Genomic DNA, 17,977 nt, shown 5'->3' with positions numbered 1-17,977 from the left:
CGTCTAAAACCGGTCAGGGCGAGGGTGTCTCACCGTGTTCCCGGAAGCTTGTCGAAGCGCCCGGAGTGGAGAACAGCGACCTCGGGGCGACCTGGGGCGACGCGGAGGGTTCCACGCTGTGCATCGTCCTGAGAAATGCCGAACCGGCCTGTGGCTCGGGGGTTTCCGATAAGACCTGCGAGGCTCTGGGCCGTGCCGATGAGGCGGTCGCGTCCAACCTCTGGATTAGCTCGCGGGGGAGTTCAATTGGTTCGTACTGGGTAGACCAATCTACATCGGGCGGAATCAGCTGCGACGTTTCTGTCCCACCGCCGATGGGGGTCCCCGCCAGTTCGGATCCGACGCCGCTGATTTGGCTCAGGGTGTAGCTGTCGGGCGCTAATCTCTGCATCGGCGGAGGCCAGGTTGAAGACGAGCCGTTGCCGTCGCCGTCCTGTGGACCGCTCTTGCTGCCGGTATCGCTTATGGGCGGAATCGGCGTATCCGGCGGGCGCTTGGTGCCGGCGTTGCCGCCGCCGTTGGGAACGCCGGTCGGCTGCCCGGTGTTCGATGGCTGCGTTGACGGTGCCATTGTGCCCGCCGCCTGCTCGAGGTATTGCCGCCACGCCTGAAGATAGCTGAACAGTTGCTGGGCATAGTCGGCCGGCGCGGGTGGCGCTGGTGACGTCGCAGCGGCGGACGGCGCCGGCGGCATGAACGGCGCGGTCGGCATCAACGGCATGAAGGGCGTGAACGGCGGCGCGAACTGACCTCCCGGCGGCGCGGTGGGAAACACGTTCGGGGCGTTCGGAAATGGTGACGCGGCTGCCATGGCCGTCCACTGGTCGAGAATCTGTCGCCAAGCCTGGAGGTAGTTGAGCAACTGCTGGTTGGAATCGGCTGTGGGCGTGAACATTTTCTGACCTCCCGTGAAGGTGGGAATAGGGGACGGAGGGGCACCGAACGAAAGCGCGGCCGGGATGTCCAGTGGATGCGGCAGTGACTGCTCGCAGAACTTCGAATCGATGTTGCGTAGCAGGCGCGTGTCGGCCGGCTCACGATTTTCGCAGTCGAACACGTAGCAATAGTCACCGGCTGGGGTCGGGAATCGAATCGGGCTCGACAGACCTTGATCGAGGAAGCCGAAGGGAAACTCCCAAGCGAGCGTGGTCTTCTCCCGGCGATCGCGACCACCCGATGCCACCCAGACGTAGTGGTCGAGGATGGCGTTGACGGCGTGACGTCCCGACTCGCACGCGGCCTCCATTGAGGTCATCCGGGTAAAGGTCTTGTTCCAAGTGCCCCCGAAGACCACCGAATTGTTGTGTACCTGATAGCCGCCGTGGCGGGCTTGCCAGACGTTCCGCAGCTCCAGGTCTTCGAGCCACCAGTCCTCGGGCGGTGCGCTACTCCAAGACGATCCGTGCGGGTTCCACGGGTCGCTGCCGGGCCGATTGTCCCAGTCGCCGATGATGGGAACGAGGTACGGCGTCTCGTTTTGAACCACGCGACCCTGGCCCTGACCGGGTCCGGCGGCCATTTTCAGGCCGCGATCCAGCGCGTACCACGCGGGCCACGGCATCGCCTCCGCCGCAAGGGATTCGTTGTTGCTCGTGAGGGCGGCAACGATCTGGCGCCACACTTCCGCGGCGAGTTCATCAGGAGCGCAGTCGCGGGCCGCCTTGCCCAGGTGCCGGGAGAGGGTATTGAAGTCCCCGACGTCGACGGACAGCACCGAAACGTGGCCGTCGCGGTCCAGAATCGGTTCCTTCTCCCAGAATCCATGCTGATTGATCGACGAGAGCGCCCACTCCGTGCCGGCGTAGAGCATGTGTCCTCGGAGCAGCTGGAATTCCGTGTCGAAGTAATACTGGATGCCGCACAGCGTTTGGAACCGATCCCAGGGCACTCGTCCGAGCTCGTCCATGTTGTAAGGATTCCGTCGCCGCGGGACCCGTGCCGAGGCGGGTTGCAGCGGACCGTCGGGTGGGGGTGCAGACGTAGTAAATCCGTCGAGCCTACCTACGGTGCCGCCTGTGCCCGCCGCGCGCAGCGGCGCGGTGATGGATTCGGCTGCGGGGGCATCGACGGCGACGACGGTGTAGTCCGGAGTCACCCGCGTACCGTCGGCGAACGTGATCTGCACGCGAGGTCGGAGATGGGGCGGCTGGCTCGGGTCGAAGGCGAAAGAATCGAGGCGACTCGCCACACCGCGCACGAAACGTACGCCAAGCGCGACGAGGTGGTGGTACCAGTTGTCGAACCACACCTCGGTGGTGGGACCGTTGAGTACCCCGTCGGCCTTATCGTCGTGGCGGTCCATGTTCAGGTACAGCTGAAGATAAGTGGTGATGTTGGTCCGTGCGTCCCCCCAACGCGAGTCGAAAGCGGCCAGGACCCTTGGCATCTCGCGCAAGAGCGCGTCGAAACTCGGCGAATAGGAGAATTGCTTGGTCCCGGTCGAGCTGTCGTACCCGACGAAGAAGTCGTAGGCGGAGAGGTTCTGCAATTCGATGGCGCGTCGCAAGGGGCTGGTGGCCAGATAGCGGAGTATCCGGCTCTGGAAGATTGCGAGATCTTCGGCGGTGAAGCCCAATCCGGCGATCTGGCTGAGGATGCCGAGAAACTCGGCAGGACTGCGGGGGAGTTCACGGGGAAAGACGAGGGAGGGCTTGCCGCCAACCGTCATGCCCTGGGTGATCACCCGCCGGACGTTGTCGTACACGGTGCGGGAAGTCGGCGTCCAGCCGGCCGTACCGCTGTATTGGTAGACCGGAATGCGCTGGAACATGTCCCAGGTGTGTAAGTAGTACGCGGGGAAGAAGCGGAAGCCGTGTTCACCCGCAACCGCTCGGCCGGGAGGACGCGGCTGGCCCCGCCGGCCTGGGAAGGGACGCAGCTGGGCTTGGCTTCCGCCTTGCGGGCCCACCGTCGAGTACTGAGACGCGGCGAGGCCGCCAATCTTGACGGGCGGGTATGTTCCGGCCGGCTGGGCTCCCAGTCCATTCCGTTCGTCGGGTCGGCCCTCGTACACCGTGACGACGAAGCCGCGCTCGGCGAGCTCGTGCGCCGCGGTGAGCCCGGCGATGCCCGCCCCGAGGACCGCCACAGTGGGACGAGGTTCGCCCGATCCCGGGGTGCAGATGCTCTCAGTCATGCTGCCCCCGAACGGAGTTCGGACAGCACGCCGGGCTGCGAGGGCGCCCGCACCGCCGCATGGACGTACGCCAGCAGCGAGTCGTGGGCCCGCTGGACGTCATCGAGCGAACCCCACACGCTCACCGCGCCCGCCTCCACGGCCGCCCCGAGCGCCACCCGGGCATCCAGCACGTCAAGGATGGCGGCGCGCGAGGTGATGATCCGGACGGATGGAGTCTGCGCCGCACCGTCGAACACCTGAAGTCGATCACCACCACGCAGGGAAAACACCTCACCGTCGACGTCGAGCTCGACCACCATCGGGCCGAGCTCTGCGACCAGCGCCCGGTAACTGTCGGGCACCTCGTCCTCGAGGTGCTCGACTGAACGCCGCAGTAGCGACGAAACCCGTTCAGCCATGGAGGAACTCGAATACTCCGGTACCGACGAAGTCGAAGTCTTCGCCATTCACTGTGCCGCTCGCCCGAACGGCGCCGTCGGCTTCGCAGAGCACAGTCGATCGGTCGAGGTGTACCTCGCTCGGTTGGGCCAGGCGGGTATAAGAACGCGAGCGGAACTCGGCGTGCACCTTGTCGCCAGCCCGCGTGGCGGTGATCTCGATCCGTTCCGGCACCCCCGGCACCTCGCCGTCCAGTAGCAGCCGCATCGGGGGCGGCAAGACGCAGTCGGCCGCGCGGTCGAGCAGGCCGTGGGTGCGCGCCTGCACCGCCGCGTGGCGAAATATCGCGGCGGGCTCGTCGTGGTGCCACACGTAGAGCGATCGGGACAGAGAGCGCTGCCGCCTCCCGTCGGTGATATGCACGGATACCATCGACCACGGGTCTCCGGGTCTGGCCGGCAAAATGGTGCCCCACGTCCAACCAAAGTCGTCGCCCCACCGGAACCGACCCCAGTTGTGGTCGTGATAGGCGAGGTCGTCCTCAAAACGGTGTTCTCGTCCGCCGATGCGCAGCCATCCGTCGGCGCGCAGCCTCGGTACGAAGAGCCAGCTGACGCGGCCTTCACCCGCCGGTTCGTTGCGGACCACGAATGGCCGGCTCGCCGAGATGAAGTGCAGTTCGCCCCGAATACCGTTGTCAGGCAAATCGATTGCCACGCGATAGCCGTCGGGCACGATGGTCATTCGGTTACCGCCGATGGTCAGTTCACCCAGATCGGCCGAGACGTTCAGAGCGCGCCCGTCGAACCGCTCGATGGCGCCGGTCCATGTCTCGTCGTGAGCGATGATGATGACGCGTGGTGCGAGCCGGACTTCGTCTCCGGCGAGCAGTTCATTGTTGAGGCTGAAGTTGATCAAAACCCGCACGTCCAGCCCGTGAATCACGAAGTGCTGCCACTCCTTGAAACCCGCGGGCCGGGCGGTGGCCAGCACCGGGGCGCGGAGGAAGTCGCTGCGGGCCAGGAGCGCGCTCATCGGAGCCACCGCGTACTCGGGTCCGGGGGTGGTGGCGTGGCACTCGGATTCGGCTGTGCGACAGCCGAATTGGCGAATCCCTCGATCGTCGCTCCGAGGCTCGCAAACCCGAGCAGAAGGTGCACGAAGTCGTCTGGGGCGCGGGGGTGCCCGGCTCGGCCTTCGCCGTCTGTGGCCAGGCTGTGCACCACCCGGGCGACGCCGGCAAGGCCGACCAGATAGCCGATGAAATCGCTTTGGTCTGCGAGAGCTTCGCGAGGATCGGTGAGCGTCATGCAAACCCCTCGGGCCGCAGGCGATTCAGAATCGAATCGTCGAGGCCACGCCCGACGACGGCGTCTGCCATCAGATCCACCCAGGCGTCGGGAACGGCATCGGGCGCGGCGGGACCGCCGAGAACGTTGAGGCTCACCATCTCCCAGACGCGCCGTAGGTTCTCCACCGCTTCCGAGGCGGCCAACGCGTCGCGTAGCCGTGCCCCGCGGGGTGTGCTTGCGTAACGGCGGCCCTCGGCGACGAGGAGGTCGTGCAGCCGTCGGGCGGCCGCGGGATTGCCGAGGACCGCTCGGCGCGCCCCCAGGAGTAGGTCGAACACCCTGCGCTGCATCTCGGCGGCTTCGTCCGGCGGGGGCGGCTGCAACTGCGGGGCTTGTTGTTCGATGAGGTCAAGAGTGAGCTCGCGGATCCGCTCGAGTTCCGCCAGCATGCCGAGCGTGGCTTCGGGGTTCATCGGGTCCGCCCGTGTACGTAGTCCACCAGGTCGGCCAGCATGTCTCGATGACGACTGTGCGGCAACCAGTCGAGCTTCGCGAGCGCCACGGCAGCCTTCTGGGCATGCCCGGCGGCGACGTCGCGGGCATGCTCGAGCGAGCCCACGCGGTGCATCAATTCATAGAGCCATTGAATGTCCTTGAGGGCCTTGGGCTCCGACGGATGATGCCCCTGCAGCCGGGCCTCGATCTCCGCCCGACCCGACTGGGACAGTTCACCGCGGGCGGTGAGGCGATCGAGCAGGTTGGTCAGCCCCAACTCGCCGTCGGCGCTCGGTCGGCGCTTGGCCAGAATCGCCACCGCCCGAACCTGGTCCTGCGGTTCGGCACTTCGCAAGGTGTGCAGCAGCATCAGGGTCCGCTTGCCCTCCCAGAGGTCGCCGCCGATCTCCTTCCCGTACTCCTGCGGGTCCGCCCGCAAGTTCAGCAGGTCGTCGGTGATCTGGAAGGCCGCTCCCAGGTGGCGGCCGAGGGATTCCAACGGAGGCAACCGCTCTGCTCCGGCGCCAGCGGCGATCGCGCCGGCGTGTAGCGGCGTGATGAAGGAGTACCAGCTCGTCTTGAGTTCCACCATCTTGAGGTAGTCGGCATCCTGGAGCCGCCACGTGTTGGACCGGACCCACTCGAGCTCCAGCGCCTGCCCGTCGACGGTCAGCCGGGTCATCTTGGCGACGGCCCGCAGGATGCGCAGGGCGGGTCCGAGCCCTACCCGCTCGACGTTGTCCAGTAGCGGTTGTAGCGACAGCGAGAGCATGGCGTCGCCGACGTTGACGGCGATCGGCACGCCATGGTCGATGTGCAGCGTGGGCTTGCCTCGCCGCCACCAGGATTCGTCCTCGATGTCGTCGTGGATGAGAAACGCGTTGTGGTACAGCTCGAGGGTCGCGGCGGTGGGCAATATGGCCTCGAGGTGGCCGCCGAGCCCAAGGCACATCGCGATGCTCAGCGCCGGTCGCAGCGCCTTGCCGCCGCGCAGCGGATAATCGAGGATCAGGTCGTAGAGGCCGTTCGACCCGCGTTCACCCGGACCGTAGAGCCGCTCGATCTCGCTGTCGCAGGCCTGCTTGCACAGCTCAAGGTAGTCGTCGAGTGGGTTGCCTGCGGTCGGGTTGATGCTGCCGTCAAGTCGGTTAGCCGTGTGCGACAGCGGCGAGGCCGGTAGCATCCGTGACCCTTGTTGCATAACTGATCCGCGCGTAGAGCTCGATTCCACCCGAGCTGTTTTCGCCGGCGACCGCAAGGCTGGGCAACACGCTGACCGCGAGGTCCACGGGCTCCTCACCGGGCGAGGCCTCCGGCGCCGCGCCCTGGGGGATCCGCCGCCGACGGCCGATGACGAGCAGCCGCTCCCCCGTATCGGGGGCTGAAGGGGGTGCGGTTTGGACGTTGTCGATTCGGTGTAACGCGTTGACATTCGCCACCATCATCAGCTGCTGAAGGATGTTGACGTACCCGCTGACGAATTCGTTGAGCTTGGTGAGCCCGAGCGTATTGGTAACGAGGCAGGAGGGCGCCCGATACCCGGCATCTTCGACGTGCACCCGGGAGGTCAGAAGCGGGGTTTGCAGGTCCTTTGGGTTGATGTTTGCTGCCGCGATGGTCGTCAGATTCGGTGCGGGGACCTTCCCGTAGATCGCTGGGATGACGTCTTGGTCAACCTGCTTGGCCAGGTCGACGGCCGCCGCGGTGGCCGCGGTGAGCAGCGCGTCGGGGGTCGGCGCGATCGCCTGCGCGAGCGATACGTCGATCTTTGAGCTCTTCGGCGTCAATGGCACAACATTTGGAGTTTTGACGATGCCATCGGAGACAAACATCTGACCAGGGTCGCCGGTGTCCCAGTGCGGGATGGCCTGCCAGGCAACGCTGCACTGCCCGAACGTCTCTTTGACTGCTTGATTGGCAAGGGCCAACCGTTCTGCACTCAGGTACATGGCCGCTCCTTGACCGCCCCCGGCTGTCGGTACAAATCATGTGACAAATACCACACGTCGCGCAATCGGTTCGGCAAAGTTCCGAAAGTGGGGTAGTGCGCTACTTGTTCAGGAGTGCGACCTCTTGACCAGGGGTCATTTCACCGCGCGCCATCGCGTCGCAGTGCGCCAGATGCAGCGGAGCGACGGGGTCTTCGGGCAGCAGCGCGCGGCATCGTTCGAAGGCGGCGCGCGCCGCATCGACGTCGCCCGCGTCGAAAAGGGCGAAGGCCTCGTCGAACGCGGGCTGCGCCGCGCGTTTCGCGGCGCGAAGTGCAGCCGAATCCTCGTCGTACACTTCGTAAATCGTCACCGGTCGACGTCGGTTGACCACCATGACGCGCTCCATGCGGCGGACGTTGAACCGCTCGGACGCCCCGAGGCGCTGGTACGTGTGATCAGAGATGAGCAAGGCGGAGCCGTAGCGCTTGTTGGTGCTCTCGATGCGCGCGGCCAGGTTCACCGCGTCGCCAATGATGGTGAGCACCATGCGGTTCACCCCGCCGACCAGCCCGACTCCGACCATCCCGGTGTTGATGCCGATTCCGGCCCGTAGTTCTTCGGATCCGGCTGCTTTTCGCTCTTCGTTGTGCGCGCGCAAGGAGCGCAGCATCGCCAGTCCTGCCCGAACGGCGTCGGGCTCGGATTCGAAGACAGCGACGATCTCGTCCCCGCGGACGTCTTGAATCATGCCGTTATAGCCGATGATTGGGAGCTCGACGGCACGCAGAAAACCCATCGCCAGGTTGCTCGCCTCGCCGACGTTCATGTCCTCGATCATGGTGGTGTAGCCCCGGATGTCGCTGATGAGCACCGTCATCTCGCGCTCGACCCGGTAGCCGTTGCGGACGCGGCGAAGGTCGTCGATGTCGAGGATGCGCAGCAGCTCGTTGGGCACGAATCTCGACTGTGCGTCCATGAGGGACTGTCGGTACTCGTCGGCGGCCCGCAGTCGGGCCTCGAGCTGGAAGTTCCACAGCGGCGCGGCGGCCTGGGCGCACAAGAAGGCGACCGCCTCCTGGTGCTCGGCGACAAAGTTGCCGTCCGGTGCGTCCCGCTCGGCGTAAATCACGCCGATTATTGTGTCGTGCAAGGTGATCGGAACGATGAGGACGGGCGGGGTCCGTGCCTGACGGTCGGCCGCGACGATGGCCGGAGAGCCGCCGTCCAGCACGCGGCGCACGATGTTCCTGTCATAAGACACCTCGGTCCATGGCCCGTCCACGATCGAAATCTCGCCGTGATCGTGGATGGCCCGGACGGCCAAGTTCTCCGCGTCGCCGGTGAGGAGCAGGACGCGGCCCGCACCAGTCGTGTCGGCGACCGAGCCCAAAATGATGTTGGCCAAGGCATCCGAAGTTCGCGCTCCCGACAGCGCGCGCAGTAGCTGATGCGCGCCGACAGGGTCGATCCCCGCCGAGCCTTTCTGGACGAGGTCGCGCCTGAGCAGCCAGGGGTGCTCGCGCGCCAGCCAGTCGGTGCGCACCGCGAAACCCAAAGTCAGCCAGCGCTGGTACGCCGACCCCAGCATGTGGTCCCGAAGCCGCGCCCGCCCCGTGTCGCCATACAGCGCCGCGGCCTCCTCGTGGGCGTAAGCGCTGATCATCGGCAGCTGGCTTTCCTCGGCGAGTTCAATCGCCTGATGCAAGTAGCGCTCCGCCTTGGCGTGTTGCCCGCGCGCCCGGGCCCAGGCTCCCTGGAGCAGCGCGTGCGACGCCGCGTAGTTCTCCGGCGCGCTCGCCGCCCACTTGCGGTGCGATGCCAGAGTCTGGCGCACGAAGTGGGCCGTCGAGCGGTCCCGCGGCGCCTGTCGAATCATGCTTAGCGCGCCTACCAGGTAGATGAGTTCTGAGATCGCAGTGCCGGCCATCCCACCGATGTGCTCGATTGCCTCCGGCGTCGCGGCGACTGTGCCCTCATAGTCGCCACACCAGAAGTGCAGGCCCTGCTTCATGGTCGCGGCCGCACCCAGGGCTACCTCGTCGCCCTCGCTGCGGGCCGCCGGCAGCACTTCCCGCTCGTCGTAGCCGCTCTCGCCGGCGAGGAGGAAGGGATCGGCGCCGCGGCCCATCAGATTGAGGCAAAGCTGCTGCACGGCCTGGCAAAGCGCGCCGGCAACCGGCTGGGAACGGATGTGTGGGATCAGGGAGCTGGCGAGGGCGTCGATCTCAGGGAGGGGACGACCGGCCCAGAATGACTGGGAGAGCAGGACCGCGACCAGAAGCCCGGCGTTTTCCTGGTCGCCTTGGTCGAGCGCCTCCTCGACGGCGTCGCGAAGCTCGGCTAAGCCCTCGCGGAGGGGGTGGCGCCAATGGTGGATGTAGTCCAGGTGCATGAACACCGTCTGCGGCCGGGCCTCGCGGAATTCCGGCCGCTGGGCGAGCAGCATGGCTACCTCGCCGAAGCGCTGGCCGCCCGCGTGGTCACCGAGCAGCACCCGGACGATCCCGTAACCGGCAATGACCAGCGGCGAAGACGGCGTGTGGCCGTGGGCCAGCGTGAGATCGAGCTGCTTTCGCACGAGCAAGGGCAGAAGGTTGGGCCGGACCCGGACCGCCATGTTGCATAGCTCGGCAAGAATCCGGTGCAGTGCGATGACCCGTTGGTCATCGCAGTGCGGCAGCTGAAGCAGCCGTTCATTGCTCCACCCGCGCATTGTCAACCTCATCCGGACGACCGCGTTGGCCATGCGTGGCGTGCCCGCGTCGGTCGGCACCCGTTCGCCGAGCTCGGCGAGCGCTTGCAGCCCGATTTCGAGCGCCTCCTGCAGACGGTTCTGCGCGACGCGCCCTTTGAGTCGCAGATAAGCGATGCGCGCGCGGTCCGGCGGGTCGCGCAGGGTCTCCTCGACCTCGTCGAGTAGCGCATTCAGCGCGGGCACGTCACCCACCAGCAACGCGGCGTCGGCGGCGTCGAGCTGCAGCTGCCGGGTCAGATCGAAGTGTGCGGTCCAACGCTGCCCGCCGAGCAGCGTCAGTGCGTCCCGGCAGTAGTTGAGCGCCAACGGGAATGAAGCCTGGGCCCTCGCCTTCTGTGCCGCCCGCCGCAACACCTCGACGAAACAAACGCGCTCGGCGTCGTCGGTGAGCCCACGTCCGCCGATGCCGAGGTGGCGCGCGGCCTCGAACAACCGGTCGTCCTCCCGCTCGACCAGCCACCGACCGATCCGCAGGTGTGTCGCGCGGATCTCGTCGTCGGACAGGGCCACCCGCGCCGCCTCGGTCACCCGGTCATGGCTGAAGCGGTACCGGGCGTCGCGGCTGATCGCGTTGGCGATCCGTCGCCCGCCGCTGTCGACGGCCTCGAGCAGACGAAGTTCGAGGCACGACCACAGCGCCTGGGCCACCACCTCGGGCGGCTGGGCGGCCGCCGCGGTGGCGTCGTCCAGGTCGAACTCGCCGCCGAAGCACGACAGCGAACCCAACACCTCGCGGTCGATCGGGCGAAGTTGGTCGAGGTAGCGGCCAAGAAACTCGGCGGCCGTGGCGGAAACCTCGATCGAGGTAAGCACGCGCAGGTCCCAGCTCGGGTTGCCGCCGGGGCCGACCGGGGTCAGCGCGCCCTCGCGTTGCGCGCGGTAGAGCAGCTGACGGACCTGCAGCGGATTGCCGCCGGTCCGATGGTGGAACTCGGCGGCCACATCGGCCAGCTCCACGCTCCGGCCGCACACGTCGGCCAGCAGCTCCTCGACGTCCTCGGTGGCCAGCGGTTGCAGTTCGATGGTGGTGAGGTTGTCCGATTTGATGCCCCCGGCGTCCGGGTCGAACTCGCCCGCGCGGTGCCCGCCGACCACCAGGACGTTGCGCAGCGACACCGTCAGCAGTTCGGACAACAGCAGCAACGTGTCGCGGTCCGCCCACTGCAGGTCGTCGATCGCCAGCACCACCGGCCGGTAGGACGCCGTGGTCGAGACCAGCAGGATGGCTGCGCGGTGCAACCGGCGGCGAGCGTCCGCCGCGTCGAGATCGGTGTCGGTCGAGGGCTCACCCAGCACCGGCGCCAATTCAGGCACGAGTGGCGAGAGGACACCCGCAAACCCCGACATCTCGCTGACGAGGTCGGCTCGCCAACGGTCACGCTCGGCCGGACCGGTGGCCTCCATGGTGCGCACGACCGAGCTCAGCGCGTCGGCCAGCGCGGAATACGGAGCCGGGCCGCCGTCGCGGCACCTTCCGTAGGCGAATACGCAGTCGCGCCGGGAGATCTCGACGCCGAACGCCTGGATGAGCGTCGACTTGCCCACCCCGGGAACCCCGCTGAGCAGGACGCACCCTCCGCTGACCCGTTCGGCCGTCGCCACCGCGTTCCGGAGTTCGCTGAGCTCCTGCCGTCGGCCGGCCACCCGGCCGTCGAGATCCAGTACCGGCGTCGTCACGGCCCGGGGCGCTCCGTGCTGAGCGCCGTGCGCCGGATGGCGCCGCAAGGGGATCGCGAGTCCGAGCCCATGCGCATGGCGGTTCCCCTCCAAGGGAAATGTCCACCCACCGGAGTGACGGTCCCGCTGCGGGACTGTGCAGCATCCATTTGGCGGGTCGTGCAGAGCAGCATAGCCCAATACCGGGCGCTGTCCGAGGTTTGCAGAGTCGCCTCCCAGCAAATGGAGTGGCGCACACAGCAACGATGATCGACTAGGCGTGGGTCGGCTTGAACGCGCCGGCGGGCTGGGCCACCGCCAGGGCGGAGCTGGTGCCGATCGGGCCGTGTTGGTCGAACAGCGTTGCGGTGCCGGTGGCGACCCCGGCCGTACCGTAGTGGCTCTGTGCGGCCAGCCCGACGAATTCACCGTCGGGCAGCCGGCTGGCGGTGACGGTGTAGTCGGCGTTGATGTAACGCAATCCGCCTGTGCCCCAATGTGTGAGCGAGCTGGTGATGTCACCGACGAACGCCAGGCGGGTGAACGGCGTCAGGGCGTGGCCATGCACCATCGGCCGAAACACCCGCGCCCACGCGAACTTCTGGGCATGGGACTGCTCCCACTCGCCGGCGGCGATACCGGGGCTGCCCTCGAACGTCGCCCCGTATCCCCAGATGTGGAACGGCATGTCGGTCGGAAAGCCGTCGTGGGCCCTGGGCAGCGGCGGCATCTCGACCGGAAACGACCACACCTGGCCTTCGGGATGCTCACCGCGGCGCAGGAACAACGCGCTGGCGCGCGCGACGGTCGCGTCGCGCTGCATGAGGGCGGCGTCGACCAGCCTGATTCGCCGGCCTTCCCGCTGGACCGAGGTCCGGATCTGTACCGGCAGCAGCAGCGCCGGCCGTATCAGGTCGACGGTCAGCCGGGCGGGCTGGAAGTCGGGGTCGATGCCGGATTGCTCTATGCCCCAACCCAACAGCCCGCCGACGATCTGGCCGCCCATCGCCGCGCCCCACGGGCCCTGGGTCATCGGCCCCGGAACATAGGAGTCGCCGTCTACAGTGAAGAACGCCTCGGGCATGATGGCGGAATCCTGGATCGTCACCGCTATCACGATAGGGCAGCAGGATAGTAAGGACCGGGCATGCCTCCAGTGATTGAAATTCCACGTGGCCCCAACCCGTTCCCGATGGCCGGGGTGTCCCGCGGCCCCGACGGCATACCGCGCTACGAGGGGCTCCCGGCCACCCTGCTCGACATGCTCGCCGAGCACGTCGACGCCAGCCCGGATGCCGAAGCCCTGGTCGAGCTGGGCGGCGACCGCCTGACGTACCGGCAGCTGTGGGACCGCGCCGCGCGCGTCGCCGGCGGGCTGCGCGCCGGCGGTCTGCAGCCCGGCGACCGCGTCGCGCTGCGTTACCCCGCCGGCATCGACTGGGCGCTGGCTTTCTGGGGCACCGTGATGGCCGGTGGCGTTGCGGTGGCGGTCAATACGCGCTCGGCGCGCCCGGAGGTCGAGTTCGTTTTGTCCGACTCCGGGGCGCGGGTGGATCTGGCGCCCGACGCGCCGCTGCCCGACGGTCGGCCGTACGTCACCGAGCGACTGGGCCGCGCCGACACCGCCGCGCTGTTCTACACCTCGGGGACCACCGGCCATCCCAAGGGCGTGCCGACCACGCACGAGGCGTTCTTGACCAACACCGAGAACGGGATCCGCTGTCTGCAACAGCCGCGGGACCTCGGCGAGGCGATGCGCACGCTGATCTCGGTGCCGCTGTTTCACGTGACCGGTTGCAACACCCAGCTTCTGGCCGCGGCCCGGCTCGGCGGAGCGTCGGTGATCATGCCCGCGCTCAACCTGGACACGCTGCTCGCCACGCTGACCGCCGAGCGCATCTCGGTCATGGTCACCGTCCCGGCGATCTACTCGCTGTTGTTGCGCCACAAGGATTTTGCCGCGCTGGATACGTCGGGCGTGCGGTGGGTGGGCTACGGTGGCGCCCCGATCGCCCCGTCGCTGGTGCGGTCGGTGAAGAATGCGTTCGGCCATGCCACGGTGTTCAATGGCTACGGCATGACGGAGACGGCGTCGCTGATGACCGTGCTGCCCGACGCCGAGGCCGTCGAGCACGCCGACTCCGTCGGGTACGCGGTGCCGTCGGTGGACCTCGGGGTGATCCCGTTCGGCGACGACCCCGCCGTGGGCGAGCTGGTGGCGCGCGGCGCCAACGTGACCAACGGCTACTGGAACCGGCCCGAGGCCACCGCCACCACCTTCGCGGACGGTTGGCTGCACACCGGCGACGTGGTGCGCGTCGACGAGGCGGGCCGGGTGCACATCGTCGACCGGCTCAAGGACATCATCAACCGCGGCGGCGAGAACGTCTCCAGCGTCGAGGTGGAGGCCGTGCTGCTGGCCGCACCCCATGTCGCGGACGCCTGCGTGCTCGGGGTTGCCGACGAGGTCATGGGGGAGAAGGTGGGAGCGGTGCTGTTCGGCGGCGGCGACGAGATCGACGTGCCGGCGGTGCTCGACCACTGCCGCGGCCAGCTGGCCGACTACAAAGTGCCGCAATACGTCACGGTGGTGGACACCGCGCTGCCGCGCAACGCCGGCGGCAAGCTGCTCAAGGCCAGGCTCCGCGAACAAGTCCAGTGGGGCGAGCCGCTGCGATGAACGCGAGCCTGCTGGTCGCCAACCGCGGCGAGATCGCACTGCGAATCATCCGCACCGCAACCGAATTGGGCATGCGCACCATCGCGGTGTATGCCGAAGACGACGCCGAGAGCCCGCACGTGCACGCCGCCGACGAGGCGATCGGCCTGCCAGGCACCGGCCCGCGGGCTTATCTGGACCAGCCCGCCATGCTGGCGGCGGCGAAGAGCGCCGGCGCGGAACTGATTCACCCCGGCTACGGATTCCTCAGCGAGAACGCCGAATTCGCCAACGCCTGCGCGGCCGGTGGCTACACGTTTGTCGGTCCCGATACCCGGGTGCTCGAAGTCCTCGGCAACAAGACCGCCGCCCGCGGCGCGGCGATTGCCGCCGGGGTGCCGGTGCTGCCCGCGACCGACGGCCCGAGCGGCGTCGAGGACATCAAGGCGTTCTTCGCCGCCCACGGCGGCGGCATCATGATCAAGGCCCTCGCCGGCGGCGGGGGCCGTGGAATGCGCAAGGTGCACAGCGCCGATCAGATCGACGATGCCTACCAGCGCTGCGCCGCCGAAGCCCAACTGGGATTCGGTGATTCCGCGTTGTTCGCCGAGACGCTGGTCGCCGACGCCCGCCACATCGAGGTGCAGGTGGTCGCCGCACCGGCCGGACACCAGACGCACGCACACGCGGTCGGCGACCGCGACTGCAGCATCCAGCGGCGCTACCAGAAGCTGGTCGAAATCGCCCCCGCCCAAGGCCTTTCGGATGACCTGCGCCGCGCCCTGCACCGGGCGGCGGTGCGGTTGTGCGCCCGCGTGGCGCTGCGCGGGCTGGCCACCGTCGAATTCCTGGTCACCGGCGATGACTTCGTCTTTTTGGAGGTCAACCCGCGAATCCAGGTCGAGCACACCGTCACCGAGGAAACCACCGGGCTCGACCTGGTCGCCCTGCAACTCGCCATCGCCGGGGGTGCGTCGTTCTACCAGCTGGGGTTGCCCTCCGGAATCGCCTCCGACGGACTGGAAGTCATCGGCGAGCCGGCCGCCCGCCGCGGCATCGCCATCCAGCTCAGGGTGAACATGGAGACGTTCGGGCCCGACTTCTCCGTCGTTCCCTCGGCGGGCACCCTCACCGTGTTCGCCCCGCCCAGCGGTCCCGGCGTGCGCGTCGACACCTATGGCCGGGCGGGATTGGCGATAAGCCCGCAGTACGACTCGCTGTTGGCCAAACTCATCGTCTTTGTGCACGCGTCATCCGCCGAGCACGGGTCATCATGGCGGGCCGCGGTGCGCAAGGCCCGCACCGCCCTGGCCGAATTCAGCATCGAGGGCGTTCACACGAATGTCGCCTTCCTGCGCGAGCTGCTGACCGACGACCGGATCGAATCCGGTTGGGTGAGCACCGGTTTCCTCGATGAGAAGCTTCCCGAGCTGGCCCGGGCCGCGCTGTCACACCAGCAAGAACCCCGCGCGGCGACGATCGAACTGTATCCCGGCGAGGATGCGCTGCGCGCCCAGTTGGCCGGCACCGTCATCGAGGTAGCGTCCGAGGACGCCGAATACGCGGCGGGCAGCCAGCTGGTTGTCCTGGAAGCGATGAAGATGCAGCACGTGCTCGTCGCGCCGGACGCGCTGCGGACCGTCCGGATCCTGGTGACACCCGGTCAGGTGGTCGGGACCGGAGATCCGCTGTTGGTCTTCACCCGCACCGCGGCCGCCGGTGACGGCGAATCCGTCTCGGCAACAACGGATCTCGATCGCCCGCGAGCCGATCTCGACGAGGTCGTGCGCCGGCATGCCTTGACCCTCGACGAGGGCCGCGAGGCCGCCGTCGCCAAACGGCACCAGCGGGGACGCCGCACCGCCCGGGAGAACATCGCCGATCTGGTCGATCCCGACAGCTTCGTCGAATACGGTGCGCTGGCGATCGCGGCTCAGCGCAGCCGGCGCTCGGAATCCGACTTGATCGTCAACACCCCGGCCGACGGCCTGGTCGCCGGGCTGGCCACCATCGGCGCGGACCGGTTCGGGCGGGACGCGGCGCAGGCCGTCGTGGTGTCCTACGACTACACGGTGCTGGCCGGCACGCAGGGCATGCGCAACCACGCCAAAACCGACCGCGTGTTCGATCTCGCCGAGCGAAAGCGCTTGCCCGTCGTGCTATTCGCCGAGGGCGGCGGCGGCCGGCCGGGCGACACCGACGTCGGCGGCGCCGCCGGCCTGGACGTGCCGACCTTCCGGATGCTCGCGGCGTTGAGCGGCGAGGTGCCGCTGGTGTCGATCGTCTCGGGCCGTTGCTTCGCCGGCAACGCGGCGCTGGCGGGGGTGTGCGACGTGATCATCGCGACGCCGGACGCCAACATCGGGATGGGCGGTCCGGCGATGATTGAGGGCGGCGGACTGGGCGTGTATCCGCCGGAGGCGATCGGGCCGATCGGCGTGCAGCGCCGCAACGGCGTGGTCAGCCTGGTGGCCCGCGACGAGGCCCATGCGGTCGCGCTGGCCAAGCAATATCTCTCGTACTTCCAGGGCCCGCTGAGTGACTGGTCGGCGCCGGATCCACGGCTGGCCCGGCATGTGGTGCCGCAGAACCGGTTACGCGCATACGACGTGCACCGGGCGATCGAGTCGACCGTCGACATTGGCTCGGTGCTCGAGCTGCGGGCAGATTACGGCGTGGGGATTGTCACCGCCCTGGTTCGCGTGGAGGGGGTACCGTACGGGCTGATCGCCAACAGCACCCACCACCTGGGCGGCGCGATAGACGCCGAGGCGGCCGACAAGGCCGGCGACTTCCTGGCCTTGTGCGAATCGTTCGGGTTGCCGGTGATCTCGCTGTGCGACACACCGGGCTTCATGGTGGGGCCCGACGCGGAGAAGGACGCGGCCGTCCGCCGCTTCGGCCGGATGTTCGTCCTGGGTGCGCGGCTGACGGTACCGCTGGGAATGATCATCCTGCGCAAGGCTTATGGACTCGGCGCGATGGCGATGGCCGGGGGTTCATTCCGGGCGCCGCAGTTCACCATCGCCTGGCCGACCGGCGAGATCGGCGGCATGGGTCTGGAAGGCGCCGTCCGCCTGGGATTCAGCAAGGAGTTGGCGGCGGTCGACGATCCGGCCGAGCGCCAAGTCCTGTTCGACCGCCTGGTGGCCGCGGCCTACGAGCACGGCAAGGCGCTGCGGGCGGCCACCACGTTCGAGTTGGACGACGTCATAGACCCAGCAGCCTCCCGGGCCTGGATCACCAGGCTCTCGGGAGGCTGAGGGGTAGAGCGATCAGGCGTGGCCGGAGCCGCAGCCGACGCCGGGCAGACATCCCTGCCCGCCCGGAATGCCACCGGGTCCCGCGTTCTGCCCGCCGGAGCCGCAGCCGACGCCCGGGACGCAGCCCTGGCCACCAGGTCCGCCGCCCGGACCGTTGAACTGGCCGCCCGAGCCGCAGTTTCCGTTGGCGTCGCAGCCGCCGCCGCCCGGGTCGTCCTTGAAGGTGACGTGGGTCGGGGCAGGGGAGTTGGCGGCCAATCCGGTGACGTACACGTCAGCCGCGGCCACGGGGGCGGCGGCGATAGCCGCAGCAACAGCCCCGGCAACAACCAGCGGTTTCATGAGTGTCAATTTCGATAACATGCGGCTGGCATACCACCTCAACACGTGTCCAAAACATCGCGAATAA

The 17,977-nt window shown here is 67.9% G+C and carries 12 protein-coding genes; 2 read left to right on the top strand and 10 right to left on the bottom strand.

Features of this window, described 5'->3' with window-relative positions; all coding sequences use genetic code 11:
* Positions 1–13: 13 nt before the first annotated feature.
* The 9 genes from A5622_RS15575 to A5622_RS15535 form a co-directional block, all read right to left on the bottom strand.
* Entirely contained in the window at positions 14–3,136 is a 3,123-nt protein-coding gene (locus A5622_RS15575) for an NAD(P)-binding protein (RefSeq protein ID WP_066879691.1), read from the bottom strand.
* Positions 3,133–3,537, bottom strand: a complete 405-nt coding sequence (locus tag A5622_RS15570; RefSeq protein ID WP_066879688.1) for an SCP-2 sterol transfer family protein — start codon at positions 3,535–3,537, stop codon at positions 3,133–3,135. Before A5622_RS15570 ends, A5622_RS15575 begins: the two co-directional genes overlap by 4 nt.
* Positions 3,530–4,552 (bottom strand): hypothetical protein, encoded by a 1,023-nt coding sequence (locus tag A5622_RS15565; protein WP_066860872.1) that lies wholly within the window; start codon positions 4,550–4,552, stop codon positions 3,530–3,532. The genes A5622_RS15570 and A5622_RS15565 overlap by 8 nt, the downstream gene beginning before the upstream one ends.
* Positions 4,549–4,827 carry a hypothetical protein gene (locus A5622_RS30185; protein ID WP_066879685.1) on the bottom strand — a complete coding sequence of 93 codons (279 nt, stop codon included), beginning with the start codon at positions 4,825–4,827 and terminating at the stop codon, positions 4,549–4,551. The genes A5622_RS15565 and A5622_RS30185 overlap by 4 nt, the downstream gene beginning before the upstream one ends.
* Positions 4,824–5,282 (bottom strand): hypothetical protein, encoded by a 459-nt coding sequence (locus A5622_RS15555; protein ID WP_066860866.1) that lies wholly within the window; start codon positions 5,280–5,282, stop codon positions 4,824–4,826. Before A5622_RS15555 ends, A5622_RS30185 begins: the two co-directional genes overlap by 4 nt.
* The gene (locus A5622_RS15550) at positions 5,279–6,487 is read right to left on the bottom strand and encodes a polyprenyl synthetase family protein (RefSeq protein ID WP_082972233.1); all 1,209 of its coding nucleotides are present in this window, start codon (positions 6,485–6,487) and stop codon (positions 5,279–5,281) included. Before A5622_RS15550 ends, A5622_RS15555 begins: the two co-directional genes overlap by 4 nt.
* The gene (locus A5622_RS15545) at positions 6,453–7,253 is read right to left on the bottom strand and encodes a hypothetical protein (protein ID WP_066879682.1); all 801 of its coding nucleotides are present in this window, start codon (positions 7,251–7,253) and stop codon (positions 6,453–6,455) included. Before A5622_RS15545 ends, A5622_RS15550 begins: the two co-directional genes overlap by 35 nt.
* 100 nt (positions 7,254–7,353) lie before the next feature.
* Positions 7,354–11,667: an AAA family ATPase gene (locus A5622_RS15540; protein WP_197508026.1), complete on the bottom strand. Its 4,314-nt coding sequence runs from the start codon at positions 11,665–11,667 to the stop codon at positions 7,354–7,356.
* 253 nt (positions 11,668–11,920) lie between these two features.
* Positions 11,921–12,754, bottom strand: coding sequence for a thioesterase family protein (locus tag A5622_RS15535; RefSeq protein ID WP_197508025.1), 834 nt, complete (start codon positions 12,752–12,754; stop codon positions 11,921–11,923).
* 39 nt (positions 12,755–12,793) lie between these two features.
* Between A5622_RS15535 and A5622_RS15530 the strand changes: the two genes are divergently transcribed.
* Both A5622_RS15530 and A5622_RS15525 read left to right on the top strand, forming a co-directional pair.
* Positions 12,794–14,326 carry a class I adenylate-forming enzyme family protein gene (locus A5622_RS15530; protein WP_197508024.1) on the top strand — a complete coding sequence of 511 codons (1,533 nt, stop codon included), beginning with the start codon at positions 12,794–12,796 and terminating at the stop codon, positions 14,324–14,326.
* Positions 14,323–17,568 (top strand): carboxyl transferase domain-containing protein, encoded by a 3,246-nt coding sequence (locus A5622_RS15525; RefSeq protein ID WP_066879674.1) that lies wholly within the window; start codon positions 14,323–14,325, stop codon positions 17,566–17,568. Before A5622_RS15530 ends, A5622_RS15525 begins: the two co-directional genes overlap by 4 nt.
* Positions 17,569–17,580: 12 nt before the next feature.
* Here the strand turns inward: A5622_RS15525 and A5622_RS15520 are convergent, their stop codons facing one another.
* Positions 17,581–17,910 carry a PE-PGRS family protein gene (locus tag A5622_RS15520; protein ID WP_066860851.1) on the bottom strand — a complete coding sequence of 110 codons (330 nt, stop codon included), beginning with the start codon at positions 17,908–17,910 and terminating at the stop codon, positions 17,581–17,583.
* Positions 17,911–17,977 lie beyond the last annotated feature (67 nt).

Source organism: Mycobacterium sp. 1245801.1, from assembly GCF_001673055.1.
GTDB lineage: Bacteria > Actinomycetota > Actinomycetes > Mycobacteriales > Mycobacteriaceae > Mycobacterium > Mycobacterium europaeum_A.
Note: the sequence above shows the minus strand (reverse complement) of the source record. Positions and strands in the feature narration are given on the sequence as shown.

Excerpts from the sequence above, each read along its gene's own strand:
- A5622_RS15575 (WP_066879691.1), bottom strand. The coding sequence starts at position 3,136 with ATGACTGAGAGCATCTGCACCCCGGGATCGGGCGAACCTCGTCCCACT.
- A5622_RS15555 (WP_066860866.1), bottom strand. The coding sequence starts at position 5,282 with ATGAACCCCGAAGCCACGCTCGGCATGCTGGCGGAACTCGAGCGGATC.
- A5622_RS30185 (WP_066879685.1), bottom strand. The coding sequence starts at position 4,827 with ATGACGCTCACCGATCCTCGCGAAGCTCTCGCAGACCAAAGCGATTTC.
- A5622_RS15530 (WP_197508024.1), top strand. The coding sequence starts at position 12,794 with ATGCCTCCAGTGATTGAAATTCCACGTGGCCCCAACCCGTTCCCGATG.
- A5622_RS15545 (WP_066879682.1), bottom strand. The coding sequence starts at position 7,253 with ATGTACCTGAGTGCAGAACGGTTGGCCCTTGCCAATCAAGCAGTCAAA.
- A5622_RS15565 (WP_066860872.1), bottom strand. The coding sequence starts at position 4,552 with ATGAGCGCGCTCCTGGCCCGCAGCGACTTCCTCCGCGCCCCGGTGCTG.
- A5622_RS15570 (WP_066879688.1), bottom strand. The coding sequence starts at position 3,537 with ATGGCTGAACGGGTTTCGTCGCTACTGCGGCGTTCAGTCGAGCACCTC.
- A5622_RS15520 (WP_066860851.1), bottom strand. The coding sequence starts at position 17,910 with ATGAAACCGCTGGTTGTTGCCGGGGCTGTTGCTGCGGCTATCGCCGCC.
- A5622_RS15525 (WP_066879674.1), top strand. The coding sequence starts at position 14,323 with ATGAACGCGAGCCTGCTGGTCGCCAACCGCGGCGAGATCGCACTGCGA.
- A5622_RS15550 (WP_082972233.1), bottom strand. The coding sequence starts at position 6,487 with ATGCTACCGGCCTCGCCGCTGTCGCACACGGCTAACCGACTTGACGGC.